A 23,080-nucleotide genomic window follows, 5' to 3' on the forward strand; every position below is an offset into this window, starting at 1 on the left:
GAATTAATTTCATTTAAGTGATGAAAATTTAGGAATGAAATTTTAATTAAGTTTTTATCCATAAACAGTTAAACTATCTGCCATAAATTACATAACAGGAGAACACAATGTTTACAAGAAATATGACTATCGCTGATTACGATCCAGTATTGTGGCAAGCGATCCAAGATGAAAATCGTCGTCAAGAAGAACATATCGAACTAATTGCATCTGAAAACTATGCTAGTCCGCGCGTGATGGAAGCTCAAGGCTCACAATTCACTAATAAATACGCTGAAGGCTATCCAGGTAAACGTTATTACGGCGGTTGTGAGTATGCAGACATTGTGGAACAGTTAGCAATTGATCGTGCGAAAGAATTATTTGGTGCAGATTACGTGAATGTTCAACCGCACTCTGGTTCACAAGCAAATGCTGCGGTGTATGGTGCATTGATTAATGCGGGCGATACTATTTTAGGTATGGATTTGGCTCACGGTGGGCACTTAACTCACGGTGCAAAAGTAAGTTTCTCTGGCAAGATTTATAACTCTGTGCTTTATGGAATCACTGCGGATGGCTTAATTGATTATGAAGATGTTCGTCAAAAAGCATTAGAATGTAAACCAAAACTTATCGTTGCTGGTTTCTCAGCTTATTCACAAGTTGTGGATTGGGCGAAAATGCGTGAAATCGCAGATGAAGTTGGTGCATATTTATTTGTGGATATGGCGCATGTAGCAGGATTAATTGCAGCGGGTTTATATCCAAACCCACTCCCTCATGCACATGTTGTGACAACAACAACTCACAAAACATTGGGCGGTCCGCGTGGTGGTTTAATTCTTTCATCTTGTGGCGATGAAGAAATCTACAAGAAATTACAATCATCCGTATTCCCTGCAAACCAAGGTGGTCCATTAGTTCATATTATTGCGGCAAAAGCAGTTTGCTTTAAAGAAGCATTAGAGCCTCAATATAAAGAATACCAAGCAAATGTGTTGAGAAATGCAAAAGCGATGGTTGAAGTATTTAAACAACGTGGTTATGACGTTGTGTCAAATGGTACTGAAAACCACTTGTTCTTGGTAAGTTTCATTAAACAAGGATTAACAGGTAAAGCAGCTGATGCGGCATTAGGCAAAGCAAACATTACCGTGAATAAAAATGCTGTACCAAACGATCCGCAAAAACCATTTGTGACTTCAGGTATTCGTGTAGGTACACCATCTGTAACTCGCCGTGGTTTCAATGAAAATGATGTGCGTGAATTAGCTGGCTGGATGTGCGATGTTTTAGATGCTTTAGGCAAAGAAAATGAAGAACAAGTGATTGCTGAAACTAAAGAAAAAGTATTAGCAATTTGTAAACGTCTTCCAGTTTATCCGAAATGATTTATTTTCTTTCGTTGATTATATGGTTAGCGGCGATCAATATCGCCGCTTATTTTTTTATGTGGAGAGATAAAATTCGGGCCATGCGTAATGAGTGGCGAATTCCTGAAAAAACATTTTTTCTTCTAAGCCTTTTAGGTGGTTTTATGGGAATACATTTAGCTATGAACCATTTTCGTCATAAAACCCTGCATTTTAGTTTTAAATTTATTGTTGTTATTAGTGCATTTCTTTGGGGTGTCGTTTTTCCATGGTTATATTTTTCTTTTATTTTTCAATATGTAAAAGCATGATAATGTAGATAAACTAATTTGTTATACCTCACTAAACATTGTGCTTGGAGAACTGATTTTTACTAGCGTTATTTTGTATAATACTGAAAATTTTTTTATGGGAAATCATATGACTTATATTGTTGGCTTAACTGGTGGTATTGGTAGTGGTAAAACAACGATTGCTAATTTATTTGCCGATCTTGGCGTACCTCTAGTGGATGCAGATGTGGTTGCTAGAGAAGTCGTTGCGAAAGATTCCCCTTTATTATCAAAAATTGTTGAACATTTTGGGGATCAAATTTTAACGGAACAAGGCGAACTTAATCGTGCGGCTTTACGAGAACGAGTTTTTAGTCATGATGAAGATAAATTGTGGTTAAATAATCTTTTACATCCCGCTATACGTGAACAAATGAAACAACAACTCTCTGAACAAACTGCGCCTTACACATTATTTATCGTCCCTTTATTAATAGAAAATAAATTGACCGCACTTTGTGATCGTATTTTGGTGGTGGATGTGAGTCCACAAACTCAACTTGCTCGTTCAGCTCAACGAGATAACAATAATTTTGAACAAATTCAACGAATTATGAATTCTCAAGTTTCTCAACAAGAGCGTTTAAAATGGGCGGATGATGTGATTAACAATGATGTTGAACTGGCCCAAAACTTACCGTATTTGCAGCAAAAGGTGCTAGAATTGCACCAGTTTTATTTACAACAAGCGGAAAATAAAAATGTCTGACGAAATTATTGAAGTACCTTGTCCGATTTGCCAAAAATCTGTGCCTTGGACAAATGAAAGTACTTTTCGACCTTTTTGTAGTAAGCGCTGCCAGTTAATTGATCTTGGCGAATGGGCTGCTGAAGAAAAAGCGATTCCAAGCGATACTGCTGATTTTGCAATGGATCCAAATGTGAGTGACGAATGGAGTATTAAATAGAGATTAACCGATAGGAAACCCTATCGGTTAATTTTTATAAGTGCGGTCCTTTTTTGAGGATTTTCCCTAAGCATGCTATGCTAAACGTAATTTTATTATTCTAAAATGTGATTTTTATGCAACAAGATTATTTAAGCCAACAACGATTCTCCGATCTTCCTCTACATCCGATTGTACGAGATGCTTTGGCAAAAAAAGGCTTTGATTTTTGTACCCCAATTCAGGCTTTATCCTTGCCTAGCAGTTTAAATGGACGAGATGTCGCAGGACAAGCTCAAACTGGTACAGGCAAGACAATGGCTTTTTTAACTGCTACTTTTCACCATCTTTTAACTCACCAAGATCCTAATCTTGAATATCGTCACCCAAGAGCTTTGATTTTAGCACCTACTCGAGAATTAGCGGTGCAGATTAGTAATGACGCAGAATTTCTTACAAAAGCAAGTGGATTAAAGACCGCACTTGCTTATGGTGGCGATGGTTATGATAAACAGCTACAAGCGATTGAGCGTGGCGTCGATATTTTGATTGGTACGACGGGGCGAGTCATTGATTATGTAAAACAAGGCGTAATTTGTTTAGATGAAATCCAAGTTGTCGTACTAGATGAAGCGGATCGAATGTTTGATCTTGGGTTTATCCGTGATATTCGTTATTTATTGCGTAAATGCCCCGCTCCACAAGCGCGTTTAACGATGTTATTTTCAGCGACGCTTTCTTATAAAGTGCGTGAATTAGCATTTGAAGATATGAATGACCCTGAATATATTGAAATTGAACCGGAACAAAAAACAGGGCACCGAATCAAAGAAGAACTTTTTTATCCATCTAATCAGGATAAAATGGCACTTCTCTTAACCTTAATGGAAGATGAATGGCCTGAGCGCTGTATTGTATTTGCAAATACGAAACATCGTTGTGAAGAAATTTGGGGGTATTTGGCGGCTGATGGACATCGTGTTGGTTTACTGACTGGCGATGTAGCACAGAAAAAACGTTTGTCGTTATTGAAACAATTTACCGACGGTGATCTAGATATTTTAGTAGCAACAGATGTGGCTGCTCGTGGTTTGCATATTTCTGATGTGACGCATGTTTTCAATTATGATTTACCCGATGATAGAGAAGATTACGTTCACCGAATTGGCCGTACTGGACGAGCAGGGGAAAGTGGCGTTTCGATTAGTTTTGCTTGCGAAGAATATGCGATGAATTTACCCGCTATTGAAGAATATATTGGCCATTCTATCCCAGTGAGCCAATATGAAACAGAAGCCTTGCTTGAACTGCCGAAACCATATCGTTTAAAACGTGCAGATCCGGCGCAAGGGCATACAAGACATCGTTCTTATCACACAAAATAGTGATATAATTTTTTTAGTTTCAATAATTAATAAGGAAATCATTATGGCCATTTTAGTGACAGGTGGCGCCGGTTATATCGGTTCTCACACAGTTGTAGAATTATTAAATGCTGGCAAAGAGGTGGTGGTATTAGATAATCTTTGCAATTCATCGCCAAAATCCCTTGAGCGTGTAAAACAAATTACAGGCAAAGAAGCAAAGTTTTATGAAGGTGATATTTTAGATCGTGCTTTGTTACAAAAAATTTTTGCAGAAAATGAGATTAACTCCGTTATTCACTTTGCTGGGTTGAAGGCCGTAGGTGAAAGTGTTCAAAAGCCGACAGAATATTATATAAACAATGTCGCTGGCACCCTTGTATTAATTCAAGAAATGAAAAAAGCGGGTGTTTGGAACTTCGTATTTAGCTCATCTGCAACGGTTTATGGTGATCCAAAAATTATTCCAATTACGGAAGATTGTGAAGTCGGTGGTACAACCAATCCTTATGGTACCTCTAAATATATGGTTGAGCAGATTTTACGTGATACAGCAAAAGCGGAACCAAAATTTAGCATGACCATCTTGCGTTATTTTAATCCGGTTGGGGCGCATGAAAGTGGATTAATTGGTGAAGATCCAAATGGTATTCCAAATAATTTATTACCTTATATTAGCCAAGTTGCTATCGGTAAATTAGCACAACTTTCTGTATTTGGTAGTGATTACGACACCCATGATGGAACAGGTGTGCGTGATTATATTCATGTAGTGGACTTAGCTGTGGGGCATTTGAAAGCGCTTCAACGTCATGAAAATGATGCTGGCTTACATATTTATAACCTAGGTACAGGCCATGGTTATTCCGTATTAGATATGGTAAAAGCCTTTGAAAAAGCCAACGACATTACCATTGCATATAAACTTGTAGAACGCCGCCCTGGTGATATTGCGACATGCTATTCTGATCCTAGTTTAGCTGCAAAAGAGCTTGATTGGGTGGCAGAACGTGGTCTTGAAAAAATGATGCAAGATACGTGGAACTGGCAGAAAAATAATCCAAAAGGGTACAGAGATTAATATTCTCTAATATTTGTTTTTCTTTTTTAGGAAGAAGAATGCTAAACATTGGGGGAGTGATTCAAAATCCCCCTAATTTTTACACTTATCCTTTAATTGAAAGGCAAAGTTTCTAAAATATAACCCAAATTAACCGCACTTTATGTCAAATTCCCTTTCTTCCCAAATTTTTACACGCAAGATGTTGATTTGCGTATTCACAGGTTTTAATTCTGGTTTGCCATTATTTGTGTTATTGCAAATGTTGCCTGTTTGGCTGACAGATAAACATCTTTCAATTGAGCTTATTGGTGCAGTAACCGGTGTGATGTTGCCTTATGGATTGAAATTTTTGTGGGCACCATTATTGGATCGTTATTTCCCGAGTTTTTTAGGGCGTCGTCGTAGCTGGATGTTGCTTTCACAAGTGGCATTATTGATCTTACTTTACATCATTAGCCTTTTTGATCCGCTCACACAACTGAGCATGGTAGCAAATATTGCATTGCTTATAGCTTTTTTTTCAGCCACACAAGATATCGTGTTAGACGCTTATCGTCGTGAAATTTTGAGTGATCATGAATTAGGTTTGGGAAACACTATTCATATTAATGCTTATCGAATTGCGGGATTAATTCCTGGTGGGCTGTCGCTCTATTTGGCGGCGATTTATCCTTGGGAAACAGTCTTTTTATGGACCGCACTTTGTATGTTAGCGGGCATCTTCATGACATTATTTTTAGCAAAAGAACCAAAAATAGACATGCAGCAAACTAATCAGCCGTTCTATCAAGCATTTTGGATTCCATTACAAGAATTTTTCCAGCGTAAGGGCGTTATTCAGGCTATCGGTTTTTTACTGTTTTTGTTTTTGTATAAGTTCGGGGATTCTTTTGCCACAACGCTACAAACCAAATTTATTTATGATATGGGGTTTAGCAAAGAGGATATAGCCATTGTTGTAAAAAGTACCGCACTTTGGTCAAGCATTTTATCTGGGCTTGCCGGTGGTGTGATAATGCTAAAACTGGGTATTAACCGTGCATTGTGGCTATTTGGGCTTGTACAAATGGTGACAATTGGTGGGTTTATTTGGTTGGCCGCTTTCGGACATTTTGATGTTATTACATCGGCCGAGTTATGGAAACTGGGTGTTGTGATTGCGGCAGAATATATCGGTGTTGGACTTGGCACCGCAGCTTTTGTGGCTTTTATGGCGCGTGAGAGTAATCCTCTTTATACCGCAACACAGCTTGCACTTTTTACAAGCCTTTCAGCTTTGCCAAGTAAAGTTTTAGGTATGCTTTCTGGTTATGTTGTGGGAGCAGTGGGGTATTATCAGTATTTTTGGTTTTGTTTATTTTTAGCGATTCCTGGCATGCTTTGTTTATTTTGGGTAGCGCCTTGGAATCAAGATAATAATACGGCCAATTCACTATAAAAGTGCGGTAAAAATTATAAAAAATTTGACCGCACTATGCTTTATCAGTATCTTAACCACGTTTTTATTAATGGAGATTTTTTATGAAAATTATTCTTTTAGGTGCACCAGGTGCAGGTAAAGGCACTCAAGCACAATTTATTATGAACAAATTTGGTATTCCACAAATTTCAACTGGCGATATGTTCCGTGCTGCAATTAAAGCAGGGACTGAACTTGGCAAACAAGCTAAAGCATTAATGGATGAAGGTAAATTAGTACCAGATGAATTAACCGTTGCCCTTGTAAAAGATCGTATTGCACAACCTGACTGCGCAAATGGTTTCTTGTTAGATGGTTTCCCTCGTACTATTCCTCAAGCGGATGCATTGAAAGATTCAGGCGTTAAAATTGACTTTGTTTTAGAATTCGATGTGCCAGACGAAGTGATTGTTGAACGTATGAGTGGTCGTCGAGTGCACCAAGCATCTGGTCGTTCTTACCACATCGTTTATAATCCACCAAAAGTGGAAGGTAAAGATGATGTAACAGGTGAAGATTTAATTATTCGTGCAGATGATAAACCAGAAACTGTATTAGATCGTTTAGCCGTATATCATAAACAAACCAGCCCATTAATTGATTATTACCAAGCAGAAGCGAAAGCGGGGAATACTCAATATTTCCGTTTAGATGGTACAAAAAAAGTAGAAGAAGTTAGCCAAGAGTTAGATAAAATCTTAGGCTAAAAATAATCTAAAAAAATAAACCGCACTTTGGGTGACCTAAGTGCGGTTTGTTTTTTTCTATGTTTTAATTAGTGGGTTGTTTTATTTTCATCAAAAACCGGTAATGGTTTGTGTTCGGTTGCGACATAGCTATATACCACAGGCAATACGAACAAGGTGAAAATAGTACCAATGGATAATCCTGCTACAATCACTATCCCCATACTAAAGCGAGATACTGCTCCCGCACCTGTTGCATAGAGTAATGGAATTAAGCCAGCTACCATTGCAGCGGTTGTCATTAGGATTGGGCGTAAACGTACTTTTGCAGCATGAGTGATTGCCTCAATTCGCGTTTTACCATGGTTTAGCTGCTCTTCTTTTGCGACCTCACACATTAAGATACCGTGCTTGGTGATTAATCCAACGAGAGTAATTAACCCGACTTGAGAATAGATATTTAATGTTGTTCCCGCGATGCCAAAGAAGGATAAAATATTTAAGCTCACTAATGCACCACTTACGGCTAATGGTACGGAAATCATAATTACCATTGGGTCACGTATAGATTCAAACTGAATGGCAAGTACTAAGAATATGATGATAACAGCCAATGCAAAAGTGACGGCTAATGCGTTACCTTCTTGTACTAATTGACGTGCTTCAGATTTAAAGTCAAACGTATAGCCTTGCGGTAAGTTGTCTATTGCATGTTGTTGTAGCCATGAAACTGCATCACCCGTTGATGAACCAGGCATTGGTACTGCGCTAATCTGTGCTGAGTTTAATTGGCTAAAGCGTGATAATGAAGTTGGCTGTGTTTCTAGCTTCATCGTGATTAAACTGCTTAATGGCACAGATTGCCCATTACTTGCCGTTAAGTAATAATTTTTGAATGCTTCGGGCGATAAACGGTCGTCACGTTTTACTTGTGAAATAATCTTATAGGCACGTCCATCGACATCCACTCGCGTAATTGTTGCTCCAGATAAGAAACTTCCGAAAGTATTACTGATTTGTTGCATCGTAATACCGTAAGTACCGGCTTTCTCTTTATCGACTGAAATTGTCATTTGCGCCGTGTCATAGGTCAAATCTAAATTTGTATAAATAAATTTGCCAGAGGCTTTCATCGCACTTAAGAATTTCTCAGCGGTATTTGCCAACGATTTATAATCTTGAGCCGTTTTTAACACAATAGCGATTGGAGGGCCTTGTTCCCCTGTATCAATTTCAGGAAAGTTAAATGCAGATACGGAGACTTCTGGAATTGATTTCGCTTTTGCATTGATTTCATTCATTACTGCAGATTGTTTTCGTGAACGTTCTTTCCAGTCTTTCAATGTGATGATATTTAACGAACCATTAGAATTTGGCGCGCCTGCAATACTCATCCCAAAAGAGACTTCAGGTGTTTCCATTACATTTTTCATGTATGGTTGCATTGCATTTTGAATGTAATCCACATTTACGCTAGATGGCGCATTACCAATCGCAATAAATGCACCTTTATCTTCATTTGGTGTTAATTCATTAGAAAGTGAATTAAACAAAAATGGGAGCGTTGAGAAAATCACCACAGCAAAAGCCAGCATTGATTTACGATTGAGCATAACGAGATCAAGCATGTATTCGTAAATACGATTTACTTTACCTAAGGTATGTTCTACGCGTTCTTCCATCCATGTTGGTTTAGCATTGGATTTGAGTAACTTACTACTCATCATTGGCGATAACGTTAATGCCACAACACCAGAAATAAACACTGCACCAGCAAGGGTTAAAGCAAACTCTTTAAACAATGTGCCGGTAATTCCGCCCATTAAAGCCATCGGTGAATAAACCGCGATCAATGCGATAGTCATAGAAATTACAGGCACGGCAATTTCACGAGTACCAATAATTGCTGCGCGGAATGGTGTTTCTCCTTCTTTAATATGACGATCCACGTTTTCTAACACGACAATCGCATCATCAACGACTAAACCGATAGCGAGAATAAGTGCTAATAGTGTCATTAAGTTAATAGAAAAATCTAAACTTTGTAGCATCATTAAAACACCGATCAACGAAATCGGAATGGTGAGAACTGGAATTAAAATTGCGCGAAACGATCCGATAAACATCAAAATAACCACTAATACAATAACAGTTGCTTCCACAATAGTTTTAATTACTTCATGAATTGAGCTATTAATTGCAATAGTGCGGTCATAAAGAATGTCAGTTTCCATACTATCCGGTAGTTGCTTTTTAATACTTTCAAAGAGCGGTCGGATTTTCTCTGCCACTGTTAATGGATTAGCCGATGAAGTTGGATTAATGCCTAATACAACAGAATCCGCACCATTTGCAGTTGCACGAGAATTATCACTTTCTTTGTTCAATTCAATGGTTGCAATATCGCGCAGGCGTACTAAATCATCGCCACGAGAAGCAACAATTAAGTTACCTAATTGCTCAACTGATTTTGTCGTTGTTTCAACTTTGTTGCGGTAAGTGACATAGTAGCCGTTATCATTACCAGCCGCAGTTTGTACATTATTTGCAGAAAGAGCAGACATTACCGTTGGCGCAGAAAGATTTTGTGACGCCATTTTTTGTGGATCTAACCAAATACGTAATGCATATTCAGCTGCACCAAATACTTGTACTTCTGCCACACCTTCAATCGTAAAGAATTGAGGTTTGACTACGCGATTAATGTAGTCTGTTACTTGACTTGAGTCTAGTTTGTTGGAGCGGAAACTTATATACATAATCCCCGTACCACCGGAAGATGAAGCCACCGTTGGATCTTCAATACCGCTTGGTAATTTTGAACGCACAGCATTTACTTTTGCCAATACATCAGCAAGTGCTCCGGCAGGATCGGTATTCAGTTTCATTTTGACTGTAATAGTCGATGCATTTGGAGCACTACTAGATGACATATAGTCAATGTTATCCGCTTGGGCGATAGATTCTTCTAGTGTAGAAGTAACAAATGCTTGAATTAGATTTGCATCAGCACCAGGGTAGGCAGTTGTTACCGTAATTACCGTGGTGGTCATTTTAGGGTATTCACGCACTGTCAATTTCGAAATAGCTTGCAAACCTAAAATAATAATAAGCAAGCTAATTGAAATCGCTAAAACAGGACGACGAATAAATATATCGGTAAATTTCATTCGTATTTCCTAGTTGATTAAAGGTTAGTTTTATTTACTGGTTCTGTTGCACCTACAATGTCTTTTTCAATCCATTCTACAAGACTGCCATTGCCGATACCTTGTTGACCACCAGTGATAATTTTATCACCCGGTTTTACTTCATTACCTTGTAATTGAGAATAAATGCCTTGGCGATCTTTAGTAAATACAGTGATTTGTTTTGCTCGATATAAACGATCTAATTTTTTATTCTCAGCCATTTTCTCTTTGTCTTCATCAGATAATGGTGTGAGTAAGTAAGCAATTTCACCATACATGTTGTAGCTAATGGCTACTTGTGGAACGACAACTTGATTTGTTTCAGTTGGAAGCGCAATGCGTAAACGTGAGAACATGCCTGAAAGCAATTTACGCCCATCCTCTGGATCAAATGTAGCCTGAACATCAACTAAACCAGTTGATGAATTAATGGCAGGTTCAATAGCTGTGATTCGAGCTGAAAATGTTTCGCCCAAGCGAGCATCTGTTGTCGCTGTGACGCGTTGACCGATATGCAATTTATCTAAATCATTTTGTGAAAGGGCAAAATCCACTTTCATTGAGCTAGTATCTTCAACACGCACAATTTCTGTTCCAACATTCACATATTGACCAAGGTTTACTTTCACAATACCTGCTTTGCCATCAAATGGCGCAACGATTTTACGGCGCTCAATTGCTGCTTTTAAAGATTCGATATTGGCTAGTTGAGCGTCATAAGCCGCTTTTGCGTTATCCATTTCTTGTCGTGAAACGGCATTGCTTTTCAATAAATTCGCATAACGTTGATAAGTTTGGCGAAGAGCTGGGAGTTGTGCCTGTGCGGCTTGAAGGCTAGCATGTTCTACTGAACTGTCGAGTTCAATGAGTAAATCGCCTTTTTTCACTTGTTGGCCATTTTGCACAAATACTTGAGAAATCGTACCGGCATTTTGTGTACTGAGCATTGCGCCTTGATTTGGACGCACAAGACCTGTTGTGTTAATAACTGGCGTCCATTCACGCGGTTGAACTTCAAGTGCAGTCACTGGGCTTGAAGGTTCTGGCATGCCCGCAATGGCTCGGCTTATCATTACGCCTTTTATCATATTAAAACCGATGACACCGGCAAAAATTAAGACAAATACCACTAAAATTATTTTCATAAAGAAAATATGTGAGCGTTTTGGTCTTTGATGTTGAGTTTGACTCATGTTTAAAGCTCCGTTATAAAAATAACAACAATTATTTCTGAATCGCACGCCAAGAGCGTTCAATCACAGATTCTAAAATTTCAGGCTTAAGATCGAAATCGATAAATTTTGTATCAGAGGCTAAATTTATCGCTGTTTTCAAACTTAATAAAAAGAGAATATCTTCAGATAATTCCGCTAATAAGCCAGCTTTTTGTGCTTGATGATGAAATAAATCCCAACGGCAGTTTTTAACGTTTTTACAAATATCCTTGAAATTAGGCAAAGATTCATATTGCTTTAAATTGGATAAGATAGTGGGATTTTCTTGTAAGAAATACCAAATGTTTTTCCACATTTGTCGATACTGTTCGAAAAAAGGCTTAGTTTCATCAAAATCTTTTTCAAGTGTTGCCATAAACATTGAAAACACTCTGTGTGCAAATTGTTCAAGCAACTCATCTTTGTTTTTGAAATAAAGGTAAATCGTTCCTGCTGCTACATTTGCTTCTTTCGCAAGTTTGTGCATAGAAAGTTGATTCAACCCTTCTTTTGCCATTAAACGATCTGTCGCTGAAAAAATCTGTTCAGCTAAGTCTGTTTTAGCTTGTCGCATAAGATCCTTGAGTAAAATAAGGAGCAATAATTGCTCAAAATGAATGAGCGTTCATTTTATTTGTTTTTTGGCAAGTTAAAAAACACAAAAGCACAACGAAAATGGGCAACACTTAAAANNTTTTAAGTGTTGCCCATTTTGACCGCACTTTTGATTGTGAGGAATAAAAAGCTAAATTGGCTCTAGCCCTAACACTTTACGACCATTAATACTTGCAATATTGACCATTTCGTCTAAGTGTGGGAAACGGCATCCTGCAGCCAATAGGCTTAATTCTTGCCATAAATCGCCTTCACATAGAGGAACCATGTAATCACAAATATTATCTGTGCCTAGGGCAACGGTGATACCTTCGGGGATCATTTCATCTGCTGGCGTGAGCGCATTATGGAATGGCATAAGATCTTCTTTGCGATTACTGTCAATCCATGCCATAGGACAGGCGATCATCATCATTTTGGCTTTACGCATTTTTTCGTAAAGTTTGTAGCGATATTCTTTTGAATGTGAGCCAATGGAAATACCATGGATACCTACAACTCGCCCCTCCATTCCGTGTTCAATGGTTTTGTCGCAAAGTTGCTCGGTTTCTTTTTCACTTGGATTGTTGAATTGGTCTACATGTACATGACACATAATTCCAAGAGATTTGGCCTTATCTAACAAGATATCCATCGCTTCTAAGCCACGTCCATAATCCAATTCATCACGATATGGTAAGCCGCCAATCATATCTACCATTTCTGCACCAATATCAAACCATTTACGCGCAGTGGGTTCGATTACCCCTTTTAAAGTTTGATTGGCAAATTTCAAAATAATGTCATGTTTATACACTTCGCGGGCTTTGTGTGCGGCAATAATTGCACGATCTTCACAAATTGGGTCTATATCGACAAAAGTACCAAATGCGGTTACACCTTGGGATATCATTAATTCAATAGATTGGCAAAAACGTGCGTAATAATCATCAACACTGGAAGTGCGTTTTACTTCATCCACTAAATCCCATTTTTGTTGCAAATTACTACTATGATAAATCCCAATTTTCTCTGGCGTCATCGTAAAAGCGCGGTCAGCATGTGCATGGGCATTTACCCACCCGCCTTTTTTGATAATTTCATCGCGAATATAGGTTTTAAAACTACGAACGTGGCTTTTCATACAAACTCCGTAAAAAAGAAAGGATAAAAAGACGAGAATGTATATTAATTGAAAGGTACTGTAAGTACGGCGAGAAGCATTATGATAATGTTATGAAAAACTCACGGATTTTCATTAATAACATTTTTCAGTCTTAAACTGAGTCGTGAGTATAAAGGCTTAAGGGCAAAAAATCTATTCTTTTATGCCCTTATAGATTATTTTTCAAAGAAGAAATTTTGTAATTGGAAGGCTTCTAAGAAGATTCCAAGTGGCGGTCTGTCTGAAGATTGCTCGATATAATCTTTATCGAATTTTTTGTAATTCCCTTTGCGATCAATGTGATATTGTGTTCCATCAGGTTGAATCACCACATTCCAATGGAAATTAGAGGCAAGCACCCAGTCATCACCCTTAAGATCAAAGAGATTACGTCCCTGACTATAATCCATCAACGGGTTTTCTACACGGAATACTGTTTGCATTAATGCAGAGAAAATATCCGCATGATTACTTAATCCATTTTGTTTGCCTACTGGTAAATCTTTCCAATATACAAGCAATGGCACTTGAACTTCATCGCGCCCAAAGTAGTTTTCTCGCTCTTTTTCATTCATTTCATTAAAGGTTAAACCATGCTCTGACGTGATAATGACTAACGTATTTTCAAGCGGTGTAGTTTCTAACACTTTTGCTAAAAGAGAATCAATGTCCTGCAAAGTGCGGTCATAATCTGATGGATTTTTAGCCTCCAAGGCTAAATCTAAATAAGCAAACCAAGGTGAGTCAGTTTTTTGTGCTTTAATAAAATCATTGAGATTTTTTACCGCACTTTCATTATTTGGTTTGTTGGTTTTATTTGATGGAAGTTTTATTTCACGAAATAATGCTTGGCGGAAGACGCTATCTTTAAAATTCGTAGCAGAAAATAAACCCAATTGATAATGTTCAGCACGTAATTTTTCGATTAAAACAGATTGGGTATGATTGCTTAAAATGCTATCGGTGTAATTTGCATTTAGCCCGTAAAATAACCCAATTAAGCCGGCGTTGTTACTATTGCCTGTGCTGTAATGATTAGTGAATTCTGTTGAACTTGTTACAAATTCAGCAAGTTTTGGCATCTTTTCACTAGAAATCGCATCATAGCGTAAACCCGAAACCGTTACGATCAGAATATTAGGTTTGTACGTAATTGGTGCGTAAGTGAGTTCTTTTTTCGGATAATCAATTTTTAAGGCATCTAAACGGCCTTCTTGTGCCAATTTTTGCGTATATTCTTCTCCATCCAAGAAACCGTGTTTTTCTAAAAAAGAACGAGCTGTCATTGGATAAGATAAAGGGAAATTAGATCGTTGCATGGTAATAGGACGATACAAATAAGCATCTGCCCAAGCATAAATTAAATGCGTCACAATAAACATTGCGGTTAAGAATATACCGGTTCCTTTTAGCCATTTTTGGCGTTCAAGACTGCGTAATTTTTCCCAACTCCAGCGAGAAAATAACATTTGTGCCAGTAAAATTATTGGCATTGGTGCAAAAAATATTTGCCAATCGCGTGACATTTCACCATTTTCTGGATTGACCAGCAAATTCCATACAACAGAGGATAAATGCAGATTAAAACGATTGAAAACGGCGGTATCAAATAATAATAAGGTTGTACAAATCGTGGAAAATATCACGGTTAATCCGCGAAAAGTGCGGTGATTTTTAACAATGAAACTTAGTGGAAAGACCACGAGTAAGTACAACGCAAAAACGTTGAAACTGAAATGTCCAAGCAAACTCACAAAGAAATAAAGTTTTCCTGCGAGAGTATCTGGCCAGTCAATGATAAAGGCATAACGAGTGCCAATAAGAAAAGCAACAATAATATTAAAAAAGGCAAACCAATGGCCCCACGAAATTTTTCGTGAAACGTCATCACGGTATTGTTTGCCGCTGAAAGTGCCTTTTTTAATCCATTTCATATTAACGTGTTTTTACCGCATTAATTAAGGAATTCGAAAACGCTTGAGCTAATGCCTCACGTTGAGTTTGCGGCACACTGGTGGTTAATAAATTGCTTGCCATGTTACCCAGAGCGATTAAGGAGAGATCTACAGGGGCTTTATGCTTTTCTAGCACTGCGATCATATCGTTTACAATCGCACTTAATTGAGCATCAGAATATTTAGAATGTTGAGCCATAATGTTAAAAATAAAACAAAAAATTTGGCTTATGATACCCGATTATTTGGTAGAACCTAAATAATTTCTTTTTTCTTGCTTAAAAAGTGCGGTTATAATTTGCGGCAAATTTTTCAAAGGTGACAAAAATGAGTATTACCGTTAATCAAATTGTTTTGCATCAGTTAGTCAAAAATGTGGATGGCGACAGCATAAAAATGGAAAGCGTATTACGCGATGAGCTGTTGTCAATTACGCCAGAAGTAGAACAAATGATGTTGCAACTTCATCAAGGCTATCAAAACAAAGCGAAGGCTTTTGGCGTGTTTCAGGAAAAGTCTATATTTGCACAACATTTAAATCGTTTATTGGAACAAGAAATTGAGTTTTTAGGTTTTAGTCAACACTCAACAAAATTGCTTGCAGATGAGCTGGGCAAATATAACTTTGCAGAAAGTGGAACCTTGATTTTATGTCAATATAATTTCTTGGCGACAGATTACTTGTTTATTGCATTGCTTGATAGCCGTCATAGTATGTTAGTGGATGAGCATTTAGATATTCGCCGTACAGAATATCTTGATATTACTCAGTTTGATATTGCGGCAAGAGTGAATTTGACGGATTTGCAGGTGAATGCAAACTCTAATCGTTATTTAACTTTCATAAAAGGTCGTGTTGGTCGCAAAATTAGTGATTTTTTCATGGATTTTTTAGGTGCCGAAGAAGGGTTAAATCCACAAGTTCAAAATCAATGTTTATTGCAAGCTGTGAGTGATTATTGTGATCAAGGTGAACTCAACAAAGAGCAAACTCAAGCAGTGAAAAAACAAGTGTTTGAATATTGTAAAGCTCAACTTGCAGGCGGCGATGAAATTGAATTGCAGGAACTTTCTGATTCCTTACCCACTCTAAACGAACAGCCTTTTGTTACCTTTGCGGGAGAACAGAATTATGGCTTGGAAGACAGCATTCCGCCAGTACGTTCAACTTTAAAATCCCTAACAAAATTCACTGGTTCAGGAAAGGGGGTGAGTATTAGTTTCGATGCTGATTTATTAAATACTCGAATTCAATGGGAACCGATGACTGATACACTTACTATCAACGGTTTACCGCCGAATTTAAAAGATCAATTACAAAAGGCTTTAAAATCAGAGAATTAATTTGGAAATATGCTCAAACTTGGGTATTATTTGACAGTACTTTTGCACAAATAAGGTAAAGAAAATGCAAGTTAAAACACTTTTAGGCGCAACCTTTTTAGCATTAAGCGTCGCTTCTTGTTCCACCATTGAAAAAGTTGTATATCGAATTGATGTACCACAAGGCAACTATTTAGAAGCGACTACAGTTGCTCAAGTTAAAGAAGGCATGACTGCTCAACAAGTACAATATTTGTTGGGTACGCCAGTATTAATCGATCCTTATAATAGTCAGACTTGGTACTATGTGTTCTTACAACAACGTGCTTATGAAACACCTGTTCAACATACTTTCACTGTAAAATTTGATCAACGTGGGATTGTGACAGAAACCAATCTTGATAAACCTTTGCCAGAAGTTTCTCAACAAGGCGAGAACAACACCATTATTCAAACTGGTGAGAAACCAAAATCAAGCTGGTGGCAATTCTGGAAATAATCTTTCTATTTTCACCGCACTACAACAAGAACTATTGATAAAAAGGAATCCCCAATGTCAAAACTCTTGCTCGTTGATGATGATGTTGAATTGACGGAATTACTTTCATCCCTTTTAATGCTAGAAGGGTTTGATGTTCAAACAGCAAATAATGGATTAGAGGCATTACAAAAACTTGATGAGAGCCATGAGTTGGTTTTGCTTGATGTGATGATGCCGAAGCTAAATGGTCTTGATACATTAAAAGAAATTCGCAGAGTCTCTAATGTGCCAGTGATGATGCTTACTGCAAGAGGTGACGATATCGATCGTGTAGTGGGCTTAGAATTGGGTGCGGATGATTACTTGCCTAAACCATTTAATGATCGTGAATTAGTTGCAAGAATTAGAGCGATTTTGCGTCGAAGTGTGTCGCCATCAAATAATGTTGACGATACAAAAGAAATATTATCTTTTGAAAACGTAACTTTATATTTGACTCGCCAAACTGCGATGTATGGCGAGGAAAACTTAAATTTAACCGATTATGAATTTAAAATTCTTTATCTATTACTGAAGTCGAAAGGTAATATTGTTACTCGAGAAGAATTAAGTTTAGAGGTAATGGGAAAATCGCTAAGTCCATTTGATCGCTCTCTTGATATGCATATATCTAATTTGAGACGCAAGTTACCAGAGCGAGAAAGCAAATTGCCTTGGTTTAAAACCTTACGCGGAAAAGGATATCTTTTAGTCACTTAGTTTTATGAAATTGCGTAGTCTTTTCAGTTTAAATCAACTTGCAATCAGAACATTTGCTCTGTTCTGGTTTTCTTTTTTCATTATGATGAGTCTTGTGATCGCACTACCTAACTTCGATCTCAGACTCTATTCTCCTCTAAAAGAATCAGATATTGTTAACTATCAAAAAGAAATTCTGAATATCGTTCGTAATGGTCAATTACAAGGACTAATTTCAAAAGTTCCTGTTTTACATTCAGATAAATTTCAACCTTTCAGACCTGTTCTGATTAATTTAAAAACTAAAAATATTCTCGGCGAATTGCCAGAGGAAGCGCCTTATATTCGAAGATTTGCAGATGTGTCTGGCGATTTTTCAGAACCTAAACGTAAAAATTTTAATGAGCTTCAGCTTTCAGGGCCGTTCCAAGTTTATTTAGGGGATACGGCTTCCTATGCCTTGTATTTTATTTCTTACGTTAATCCACAGCGTGAGATTTTTAATTATGTTTTTGATAGACCCATTATATTGATTTTGATTATTCTTTTAATCACTAGCCCATTGCTTTGGTGGTTTACAAGAATGCTGACTAAGCCTATTTCTCGCTTGCAAGAAGCAGCGAATTCAGTGGCATTAGGTAATTTTAAAATTGATAAGAGCTTAGTGGCTAATGGTCCATTAGAATTACGTCAAGTTGGTCAAAGTTTTAATCGAATGGCAACGTCTATTGATAATCTAATTTCTAATCAACAAACTCTACTTTCATCGATTTCACATGAATTAAAAACGCCACTTACTCGTTTACAGTTGGCTACAGCGCTTGTTCGCCATGAATGTGGTGAAACAGATAGCGTAAAACGCATTGAAAGAGAAATTGGCCGAATGGATAAGATGATTAGTGAGCTACTTCTACTTTCACGCCATCAAATGAATAGTCAAGTGGAACGGGAGATTTTTTATGCCAATACGCTTTGGACTGATATTATCAATGATGCAAAATTTGAGGCAGAGCAACGTGGAATAGCGTTTCTTGTAAAAATTAATCTGCCGAAAAATGAACCACAACTTAATGGTAATTTTAGATTGCTAGAAAGTGCGGTTGAAAATATTGTGACAAATGCGCTCAAATATACAAAAAATAAAATTGTATTAAGCATTTCTTTTCTGAAAGAAGAGCGTGAAGGGTTCCTGTCGATTCGTATTGATGATAATGGTGCTGGCATTAATCCCGATGAATTTGGGAAAATTTTTGAGCCATTCTATCGTGTGGATGAAACACGAACTAGAACGACTGGTGGTACAGGTCTGGGACTGGCGATTGTATCTAATGTTATTAAAGAACATCAGGGTAAAGTTTGGGCGGAAAAAAGCCCAATGGGTGGACTTGCTGTGACTATACAATTGCCATTATGGATCAGTAACTAAAAATCAAAATAGACCGCATTTTCATTCCCTAATGTGTAAAATAATATTTACACCTTTATGTAAAAAAACTATCATAATCCAATCTTATTTTCCCTACATTTCTGATATATGACCAGTTTCAAATTTAATCCACAAAATCCTTTCGATTGTTTTATTGTGCAAAGTGAATCCATGAAAAGTGCGGTAGAAAATGCGAAACGTTTTGCTATGTTTGATGCGCCTTTATTGATTCAGGGGGAAACTGGGACTGGAAAAGATTTGTTGGCTAAAGCCTGCCATTATCAGAGTTTGCGTCGTGATAAAAAATTTATCGCAGTAAATTGTGCTGGGTTGCCTGATGAAGATGCGGAAAGTGAAATGTTTGGTCGAAAAGTTGGAGACAGTGAAACCATCGGTTTTTTTGAATATGCGAATGAGGGAACTGTATTACTAGATGGTATTGCTGAACTTTCATTGAGTTTGCAGGCTAAATTATTGCGTTTTTTAACAGATGGATCTTTCCGTCGAGTAGGTGAAGAGAAGGAACATCATGCAAACGTACGAGTGATTTGCACATCACAGGTTCCACTTCATTTGCTTGTTGAGCAAGGTAACGTGCGTGCTGATTTGTTTCATCGCTTAAATGTTCTCACTATTAATGTTCCAGCATTACGCGATCGCATGGCAGATATTGAGCCACTGGCACAAGGTCTTTTACAGGAAATCAGTGAAGAATTAAAAATTGCAAAACCAACTTTCGATAAAGATTTTCTTCTTTATTTGCAGAAATATGATTGGAAAGGGAATGTTCGTGAGCTTTATAACACTCTTTATCGTGCCTGCTCTTTGGTACAAGATAATCATTTAACTATCGAAAGTTTAAATCTTGCTCCTCCACAAAGTGCGGTGATTTCTTTGGGTGAATTTGATAATAAAACCTTAGATGAAATCATTGGTTCTTATGAGTCGCAAGTCCTAAAATTATTTTATGCAGAATATCCAAGCACGAGAAAATTAGCTCAACGTTTAGGCGTTTCCCATACTGCGATTGCGAATAAATTGAAACAATATGGAATTGGAAAATAATTTTCTATAAATTAGCCATTGTCTGATTGTATTTTAATATCTGCTAACCTAGAAAATTGCTTACATAACTTTAACCACATAATCTTATCAATCTGCACATTTAACAAAAATTCGCCTTGTTCAGAAATTTGTTCGTGACGTACACAATCAAGTTGATAAAAAGCATGGCGAAGTTTGCCTTCGTGCGGTTGCAAAATTAAAGAAAGAGAAAGTATCTCGTTTTTTAACCGCACTTTAATGGCTTCAAACAATAAATGAATACCCTGCTCATCTTGCGCAGAGAGATAGACTGCAACAGGCTGGTTTTCATCATTGTATTCGATATGCGGTACAACATTTTCCAACAAATCAATTTTGTTATATATCAATAGAACAGGCACTGGTCCTGCACCAATTTCTTCTAGCACATCATTGACGGCATCGATATTTTCTTGTTTTCGTGAATCGGCCGCATCAATCACATGGAGTAATAAGCTAGCTTCTACCGTTTCTTGTAAAGTCGATTTAAAGGCTGAAACAAGATCATGCGGAAGCTGTCGAACAAATCCTACTGTATCCGCTAAAATTGCTGTACCTACATCTTGAATCTGTAATTTTCGTAAAGTGGGATCTAATGTTGCAAAAAGCTGATCTGCGGCATAAACCTCTGCATTGGTTAAACGATTAAATAAGGTTGATTTCCCTGCATTGGTATAGCCAACAAGTGAAATGGTCGGGATATCTGCTTTTTGGCGTGTTTGGCGATTTTGATTGCGCTGTTTCTCCACTTTTGCCAATCGATTTTGTAATTGAGAAATGCGCACTTTAATCAATCGACGATCTGTTTCTAACTGGGTTTCACCCGGCCCACGTAATCCTACCGCCCCTTTTTGTTGATCTAAGCCTGTTTTGCGACGAACTAATCGAGTGGATAAGTGTTTTAGTTGCGCAAGTTCAACCTGTAATTTTCCCTCATGAGAACGTGCTCGTTGGGCGAAAATATCTAAAATGACGCCAGTGCGATCGACCACTCGACAATGACATAAACTTTCTAAGTTACGTGTTTGTGCTGGGGTTAATTGATGGTTAAAAAGCACAACATCAGCATTATGTGATTGCACCGCATTTGCAATTTCTTGAGCTTTTCCCTCACCTACAAAATATTTAGCTTGAGGAGTGCTACGGCTTGTAGTGATAGTATCTAATACATCCACATTGGCAGAATCAGCGAGTAGCAAAAACTCTTGTAGATCATCAGTGTTTTTATCTTGCGCAAAGAAAACGTGAACCACGATGGCGGTATCACGCGTTTTATCAGATTGTTGGGATGAAGAAAGTGCGGTTGAAATTTTCAGAGAATTTTCAACCGCACTTAATAAATATTGATTATCCATTGATGGATCTGTGATTATTCTGCTTGAGTTTCCACGCTTTCAACGGCTTCAGTTGTTGCTACATGATGGTTGCTATTGTGATGAGAAACAGAGCGCGCAGGCACAACGGTTGAAATTGCGTGTTTATATACCATTTGGTTCACAGTGTTTTTTAATAAAATCACGAATTGATCGAATGATTCAATTTGACCTTGAAGTTTGATTCCGTTTACAAGGTAGATTGATACAGGAATGCGTTCGCGACGAAGCGCATTTAAATAAGGATCTTGTAAAGATTGTCCTTTTGCCATTTTGCTATCCTTTGTTGTCGTTATTATGAAATTTTGGTGATAGAAACGAGTTGTCTCCGCGCGCAAGTGTAGCAATAAACACAAATGTTGTCTATTTGCTTTCCCGTAACTTTTGCAAAATTGCTTTCATTTTATGATCTAGTGGTGCATTGAAACGTAGTGTTTCGCCATTTTTAGGGTGCTCAAATCGAATTGAAAAGGCATGCAAGAACAAACGGCTCAATCCCAATTCGCTCATTTGTTTATCAAAATCTTTATCGCCGTATTTATCATCTAATGCAATAGGATGTCCTGCATATTGTGTATGTACACGAATTTGATGTGTACGCCCTGTGACTGGTGAAGCCTTCACAAGTGTAGCATTTGTATAGCGTTCTTCAATGCTAAATCGAGTTTCAGATGGTTTGCCTTGCTCGCTGACACGCACAATGCGCTCTCCGCTAGATAATTCATTTTTCAAAAGCGGTGCTTGAACAACTTTTACATGGGATTGCCATTGTCCACGTACTAACGCTAAATAATCTTTTTGAACGGTTTTGACGCGAAGTTGTTCATGCAAATTGCGTAATGCTGAACGTTTTTTAGCAATTAATAAAATGCCTGATGTATCGCGATCCAAACGATGAACTAGTTCTAAAAAACGGGCCTCTGGACGCAGTGCTCGCAAGGCTTCAATCACGCCAAAATTTAAACCACTTCCACCATGCACTGCGATTCCTGAAGGTTTATTTAAAACAATCAAACAATCATCTTCAAATAAAATTTGGTTTTCAAGTGCGGCGACTTTATTGAGATTTTTTGAAATCGATGTATCATTTTTTTCAGCCACACGCACTGGTGGAATGCGAACGATATCACCTGTTTGCAATTTATACTCTGGCTTAATACGGCCTTTATTTACCCGCACTTCACCTTTACGCACAATACGATAAATTAAACTTTTAGGCACACCTTTGAGTTTTGCTAATAAATAATTATCGATACGTTGGCCGCTTTCATCTTCACTAATTGTCAGCATTTTTACTGATGAATTAATGATTTTTTCGTTTTGTTCAGTCATCTTTTTCCCTTTTGAAAATTGGCGCGAATCATATCACAAAGGCTCTATTAACGTAACTC

General features: G+C 37.6%; 22 protein-coding genes. 13 read left to right on the top strand and 9 right to left on the bottom strand.

The window, feature by feature from the left end; all coding sequences use genetic code 11:
- Positions 1–107: 107 nt before the first annotated feature.
- From glyA to adk, 8 genes are all read left to right on the top strand, one after another.
- On the top strand, positions 108–1,373 hold the full coding sequence (gene glyA, locus A8M50_RS01105) for a serine hydroxymethyltransferase (RefSeq protein ID WP_005645550.1): 1,266 nt from the start codon (positions 108–110) through the stop codon (positions 1,371–1,373).
- On the top strand, positions 1,370–1,666 hold the full coding sequence (locus tag A8M50_RS01110; protein ID WP_032826549.1) for a DUF1294 domain-containing protein: 297 nt from the start codon (positions 1,370–1,372) through the stop codon (positions 1,664–1,666). Before glyA ends, A8M50_RS01110 begins: the two co-directional genes overlap by 4 nt.
- 109 nt (positions 1,667–1,775) lie before the next feature.
- Positions 1,776–2,396, top strand: a complete 621-nt coding sequence (gene coaE / locus A8M50_RS01115) for a dephospho-CoA kinase (RefSeq protein ID WP_005645810.1) — start codon at positions 1,776–1,778, stop codon at positions 2,394–2,396.
- Positions 2,389–2,595, top strand: a complete 207-nt coding sequence (yacG, locus tag A8M50_RS01120) for a DNA gyrase inhibitor YacG (protein WP_005645697.1) — start codon at positions 2,389–2,391, stop codon at positions 2,593–2,595. The genes coaE and yacG overlap by 8 nt, the downstream gene beginning before the upstream one ends.
- Positions 2,596–2,711: 116 nt before the next feature.
- Complete coding sequence (gene rhlB, locus A8M50_RS01125; protein ID WP_005645636.1) at positions 2,712–3,959, top strand: ATP-dependent RNA helicase RhlB; 1,248 nt, start codon at positions 2,712–2,714, stop codon at positions 3,957–3,959.
- Between the two features lie 43 nt (positions 3,960–4,002).
- Positions 4,003–5,019, top strand: a complete 1,017-nt coding sequence (gene galE / locus A8M50_RS01130; RefSeq protein WP_005645769.1) for a UDP-glucose 4-epimerase GalE — start codon at positions 4,003–4,005, stop codon at positions 5,017–5,019.
- Between the two features lie 142 nt (positions 5,020–5,161).
- Positions 5,162–6,439 carry an MFS transporter gene (locus tag A8M50_RS01135; protein ID WP_005634191.1) on the top strand — a complete coding sequence of 426 codons (1,278 nt, stop codon included), beginning with the start codon at positions 5,162–5,164 and terminating at the stop codon, positions 6,437–6,439.
- Between the two features lie 83 nt (positions 6,440–6,522).
- Positions 6,523–7,167, top strand: coding sequence for an adenylate kinase (gene adk, locus A8M50_RS01140; RefSeq protein ID WP_005625977.1), 645 nt, complete (start codon positions 6,523–6,525; stop codon positions 7,165–7,167).
- 68 nt (positions 7,168–7,235) lie between these two features.
- Here the strand turns inward: adk and acrB are convergent, their stop codons facing one another.
- The 6 genes from acrB to A8M50_RS01170 all read right to left on the bottom strand — a co-directional run bounded on the left by acrB (position 7,236) and on the right by A8M50_RS01170 (position 15,464).
- A complete protein-coding gene (gene acrB / locus A8M50_RS01145) occupies positions 7,236–10,316 on the bottom strand; it encodes a multidrug efflux RND transporter permease subunit AcrB (protein ID WP_005645620.1) in 3,081 nt (1,026 codons plus the stop codon).
- 17 nt (positions 10,317–10,333) lie between these two features.
- Positions 10,334–11,530 carry a multidrug efflux RND transporter periplasmic adaptor subunit AcrA gene (gene acrA / locus A8M50_RS01150; RefSeq protein ID WP_005634187.1) on the bottom strand — a complete coding sequence of 399 codons (1,197 nt, stop codon included), beginning with the start codon at positions 11,528–11,530 and terminating at the stop codon, positions 10,334–10,336.
- Between the two features lie 31 nt (positions 11,531–11,561).
- Positions 11,562–12,125 (bottom strand): efflux transporter AcrAB transcriptional repressor AcrR, encoded by a 564-nt coding sequence (gene acrR, locus A8M50_RS01155; protein WP_005634185.1) that lies wholly within the window; start codon positions 12,123–12,125, stop codon positions 11,562–11,564.
- Between the two features lie 171 nt (positions 12,126–12,296).
- Positions 12,297–13,289 (bottom strand): amidohydrolase family protein, encoded by a 993-nt coding sequence (locus A8M50_RS01160; protein ID WP_005631292.1) that lies wholly within the window; start codon positions 13,287–13,289, stop codon positions 12,297–12,299.
- A 197-nt stretch (positions 13,290–13,486) separates the two neighbouring features.
- On the bottom strand, positions 13,487–15,244 hold the full coding sequence (locus tag A8M50_RS01165) for a DUF3413 domain-containing protein (protein WP_005645789.1): 1,758 nt from the start codon (positions 15,242–15,244) through the stop codon (positions 13,487–13,489).
- A gap of 1 nt (position 15,245) precedes the next feature.
- Positions 15,246–15,464 (bottom strand): YejL family protein, encoded by a 219-nt coding sequence (locus A8M50_RS01170; RefSeq protein WP_005625990.1) that lies wholly within the window; start codon positions 15,462–15,464, stop codon positions 15,246–15,248.
- Between the two features lie 128 nt (positions 15,465–15,592).
- On the opposite strand from A8M50_RS01170, the gene yejK reads away from it, so the two are divergent.
- From yejK to A8M50_RS01195, 5 genes are all read left to right on the top strand, one after another.
- Positions 15,593–16,609, top strand: a complete 1,017-nt coding sequence (yejK, locus tag A8M50_RS01175; RefSeq protein ID WP_005645701.1) for a nucleoid-associated protein YejK — start codon at positions 15,593–15,595, stop codon at positions 16,607–16,609.
- Positions 16,610–16,673: 64 nt separating this feature from the next.
- Entirely contained in the window at positions 16,674–17,087 is a 414-nt protein-coding gene (gene bamE, locus A8M50_RS01180) for an outer membrane protein assembly factor BamE (protein WP_005645784.1), read from the top strand.
- Between the two features lie 54 nt (positions 17,088–17,141).
- Positions 17,142–17,828 (top strand): response regulator, encoded by a 687-nt coding sequence (locus tag A8M50_RS01185; RefSeq protein ID WP_005645734.1) that lies wholly within the window; start codon positions 17,142–17,144, stop codon positions 17,826–17,828.
- Between the two features lie 4 nt (positions 17,829–17,832).
- Entirely contained in the window at positions 17,833–19,233 is a 1,401-nt protein-coding gene (gene cpxA / locus A8M50_RS01190; protein WP_005645667.1) for an envelope stress sensor histidine kinase CpxA, read from the top strand.
- A 108-nt stretch (positions 19,234–19,341) separates the two neighbouring features.
- Positions 19,342–20,298 carry a sigma 54-interacting transcriptional regulator gene (locus A8M50_RS01195; RefSeq protein WP_005645808.1) on the top strand — a complete coding sequence of 319 codons (957 nt, stop codon included), beginning with the start codon at positions 19,342–19,344 and terminating at the stop codon, positions 20,296–20,298.
- 11 nt (positions 20,299–20,309) lie between these two features.
- Here A8M50_RS01195 and hflX read toward each other — a convergent pair whose 3' ends face one another.
- From hflX to rluC, 3 genes are all read right to left on the bottom strand, one after another.
- Positions 20,310–21,671, bottom strand: coding sequence for a ribosome rescue GTPase HflX (gene hflX, locus A8M50_RS01200; RefSeq protein WP_005645787.1), 1,362 nt, complete (start codon positions 21,669–21,671; stop codon positions 20,310–20,312).
- A 14-nt stretch (positions 21,672–21,685) separates the two neighbouring features.
- Positions 21,686–21,961 carry an RNA chaperone Hfq gene (gene hfq / locus A8M50_RS01205; protein WP_005645681.1) on the bottom strand — a complete coding sequence of 92 codons (276 nt, stop codon included), beginning with the start codon at positions 21,959–21,961 and terminating at the stop codon, positions 21,686–21,688.
- Positions 21,962–22,052: 91 nt separating this feature from the next.
- On the bottom strand, positions 22,053–23,021 hold the full coding sequence (gene rluC / locus A8M50_RS01210) for a 23S rRNA pseudouridine(955/2504/2580) synthase RluC (protein WP_005645738.1): 969 nt from the start codon (positions 23,019–23,021) through the stop codon (positions 22,053–22,055).
- Positions 23,022–23,080 lie beyond the last annotated feature (59 nt).

Source organism: Haemophilus haemolyticus (genome assembly GCF_001679045.1).
Classification (GTDB): Bacteria; Pseudomonadota; Gammaproteobacteria; order Enterobacterales; family Pasteurellaceae; genus Haemophilus; species Haemophilus haemolyticus.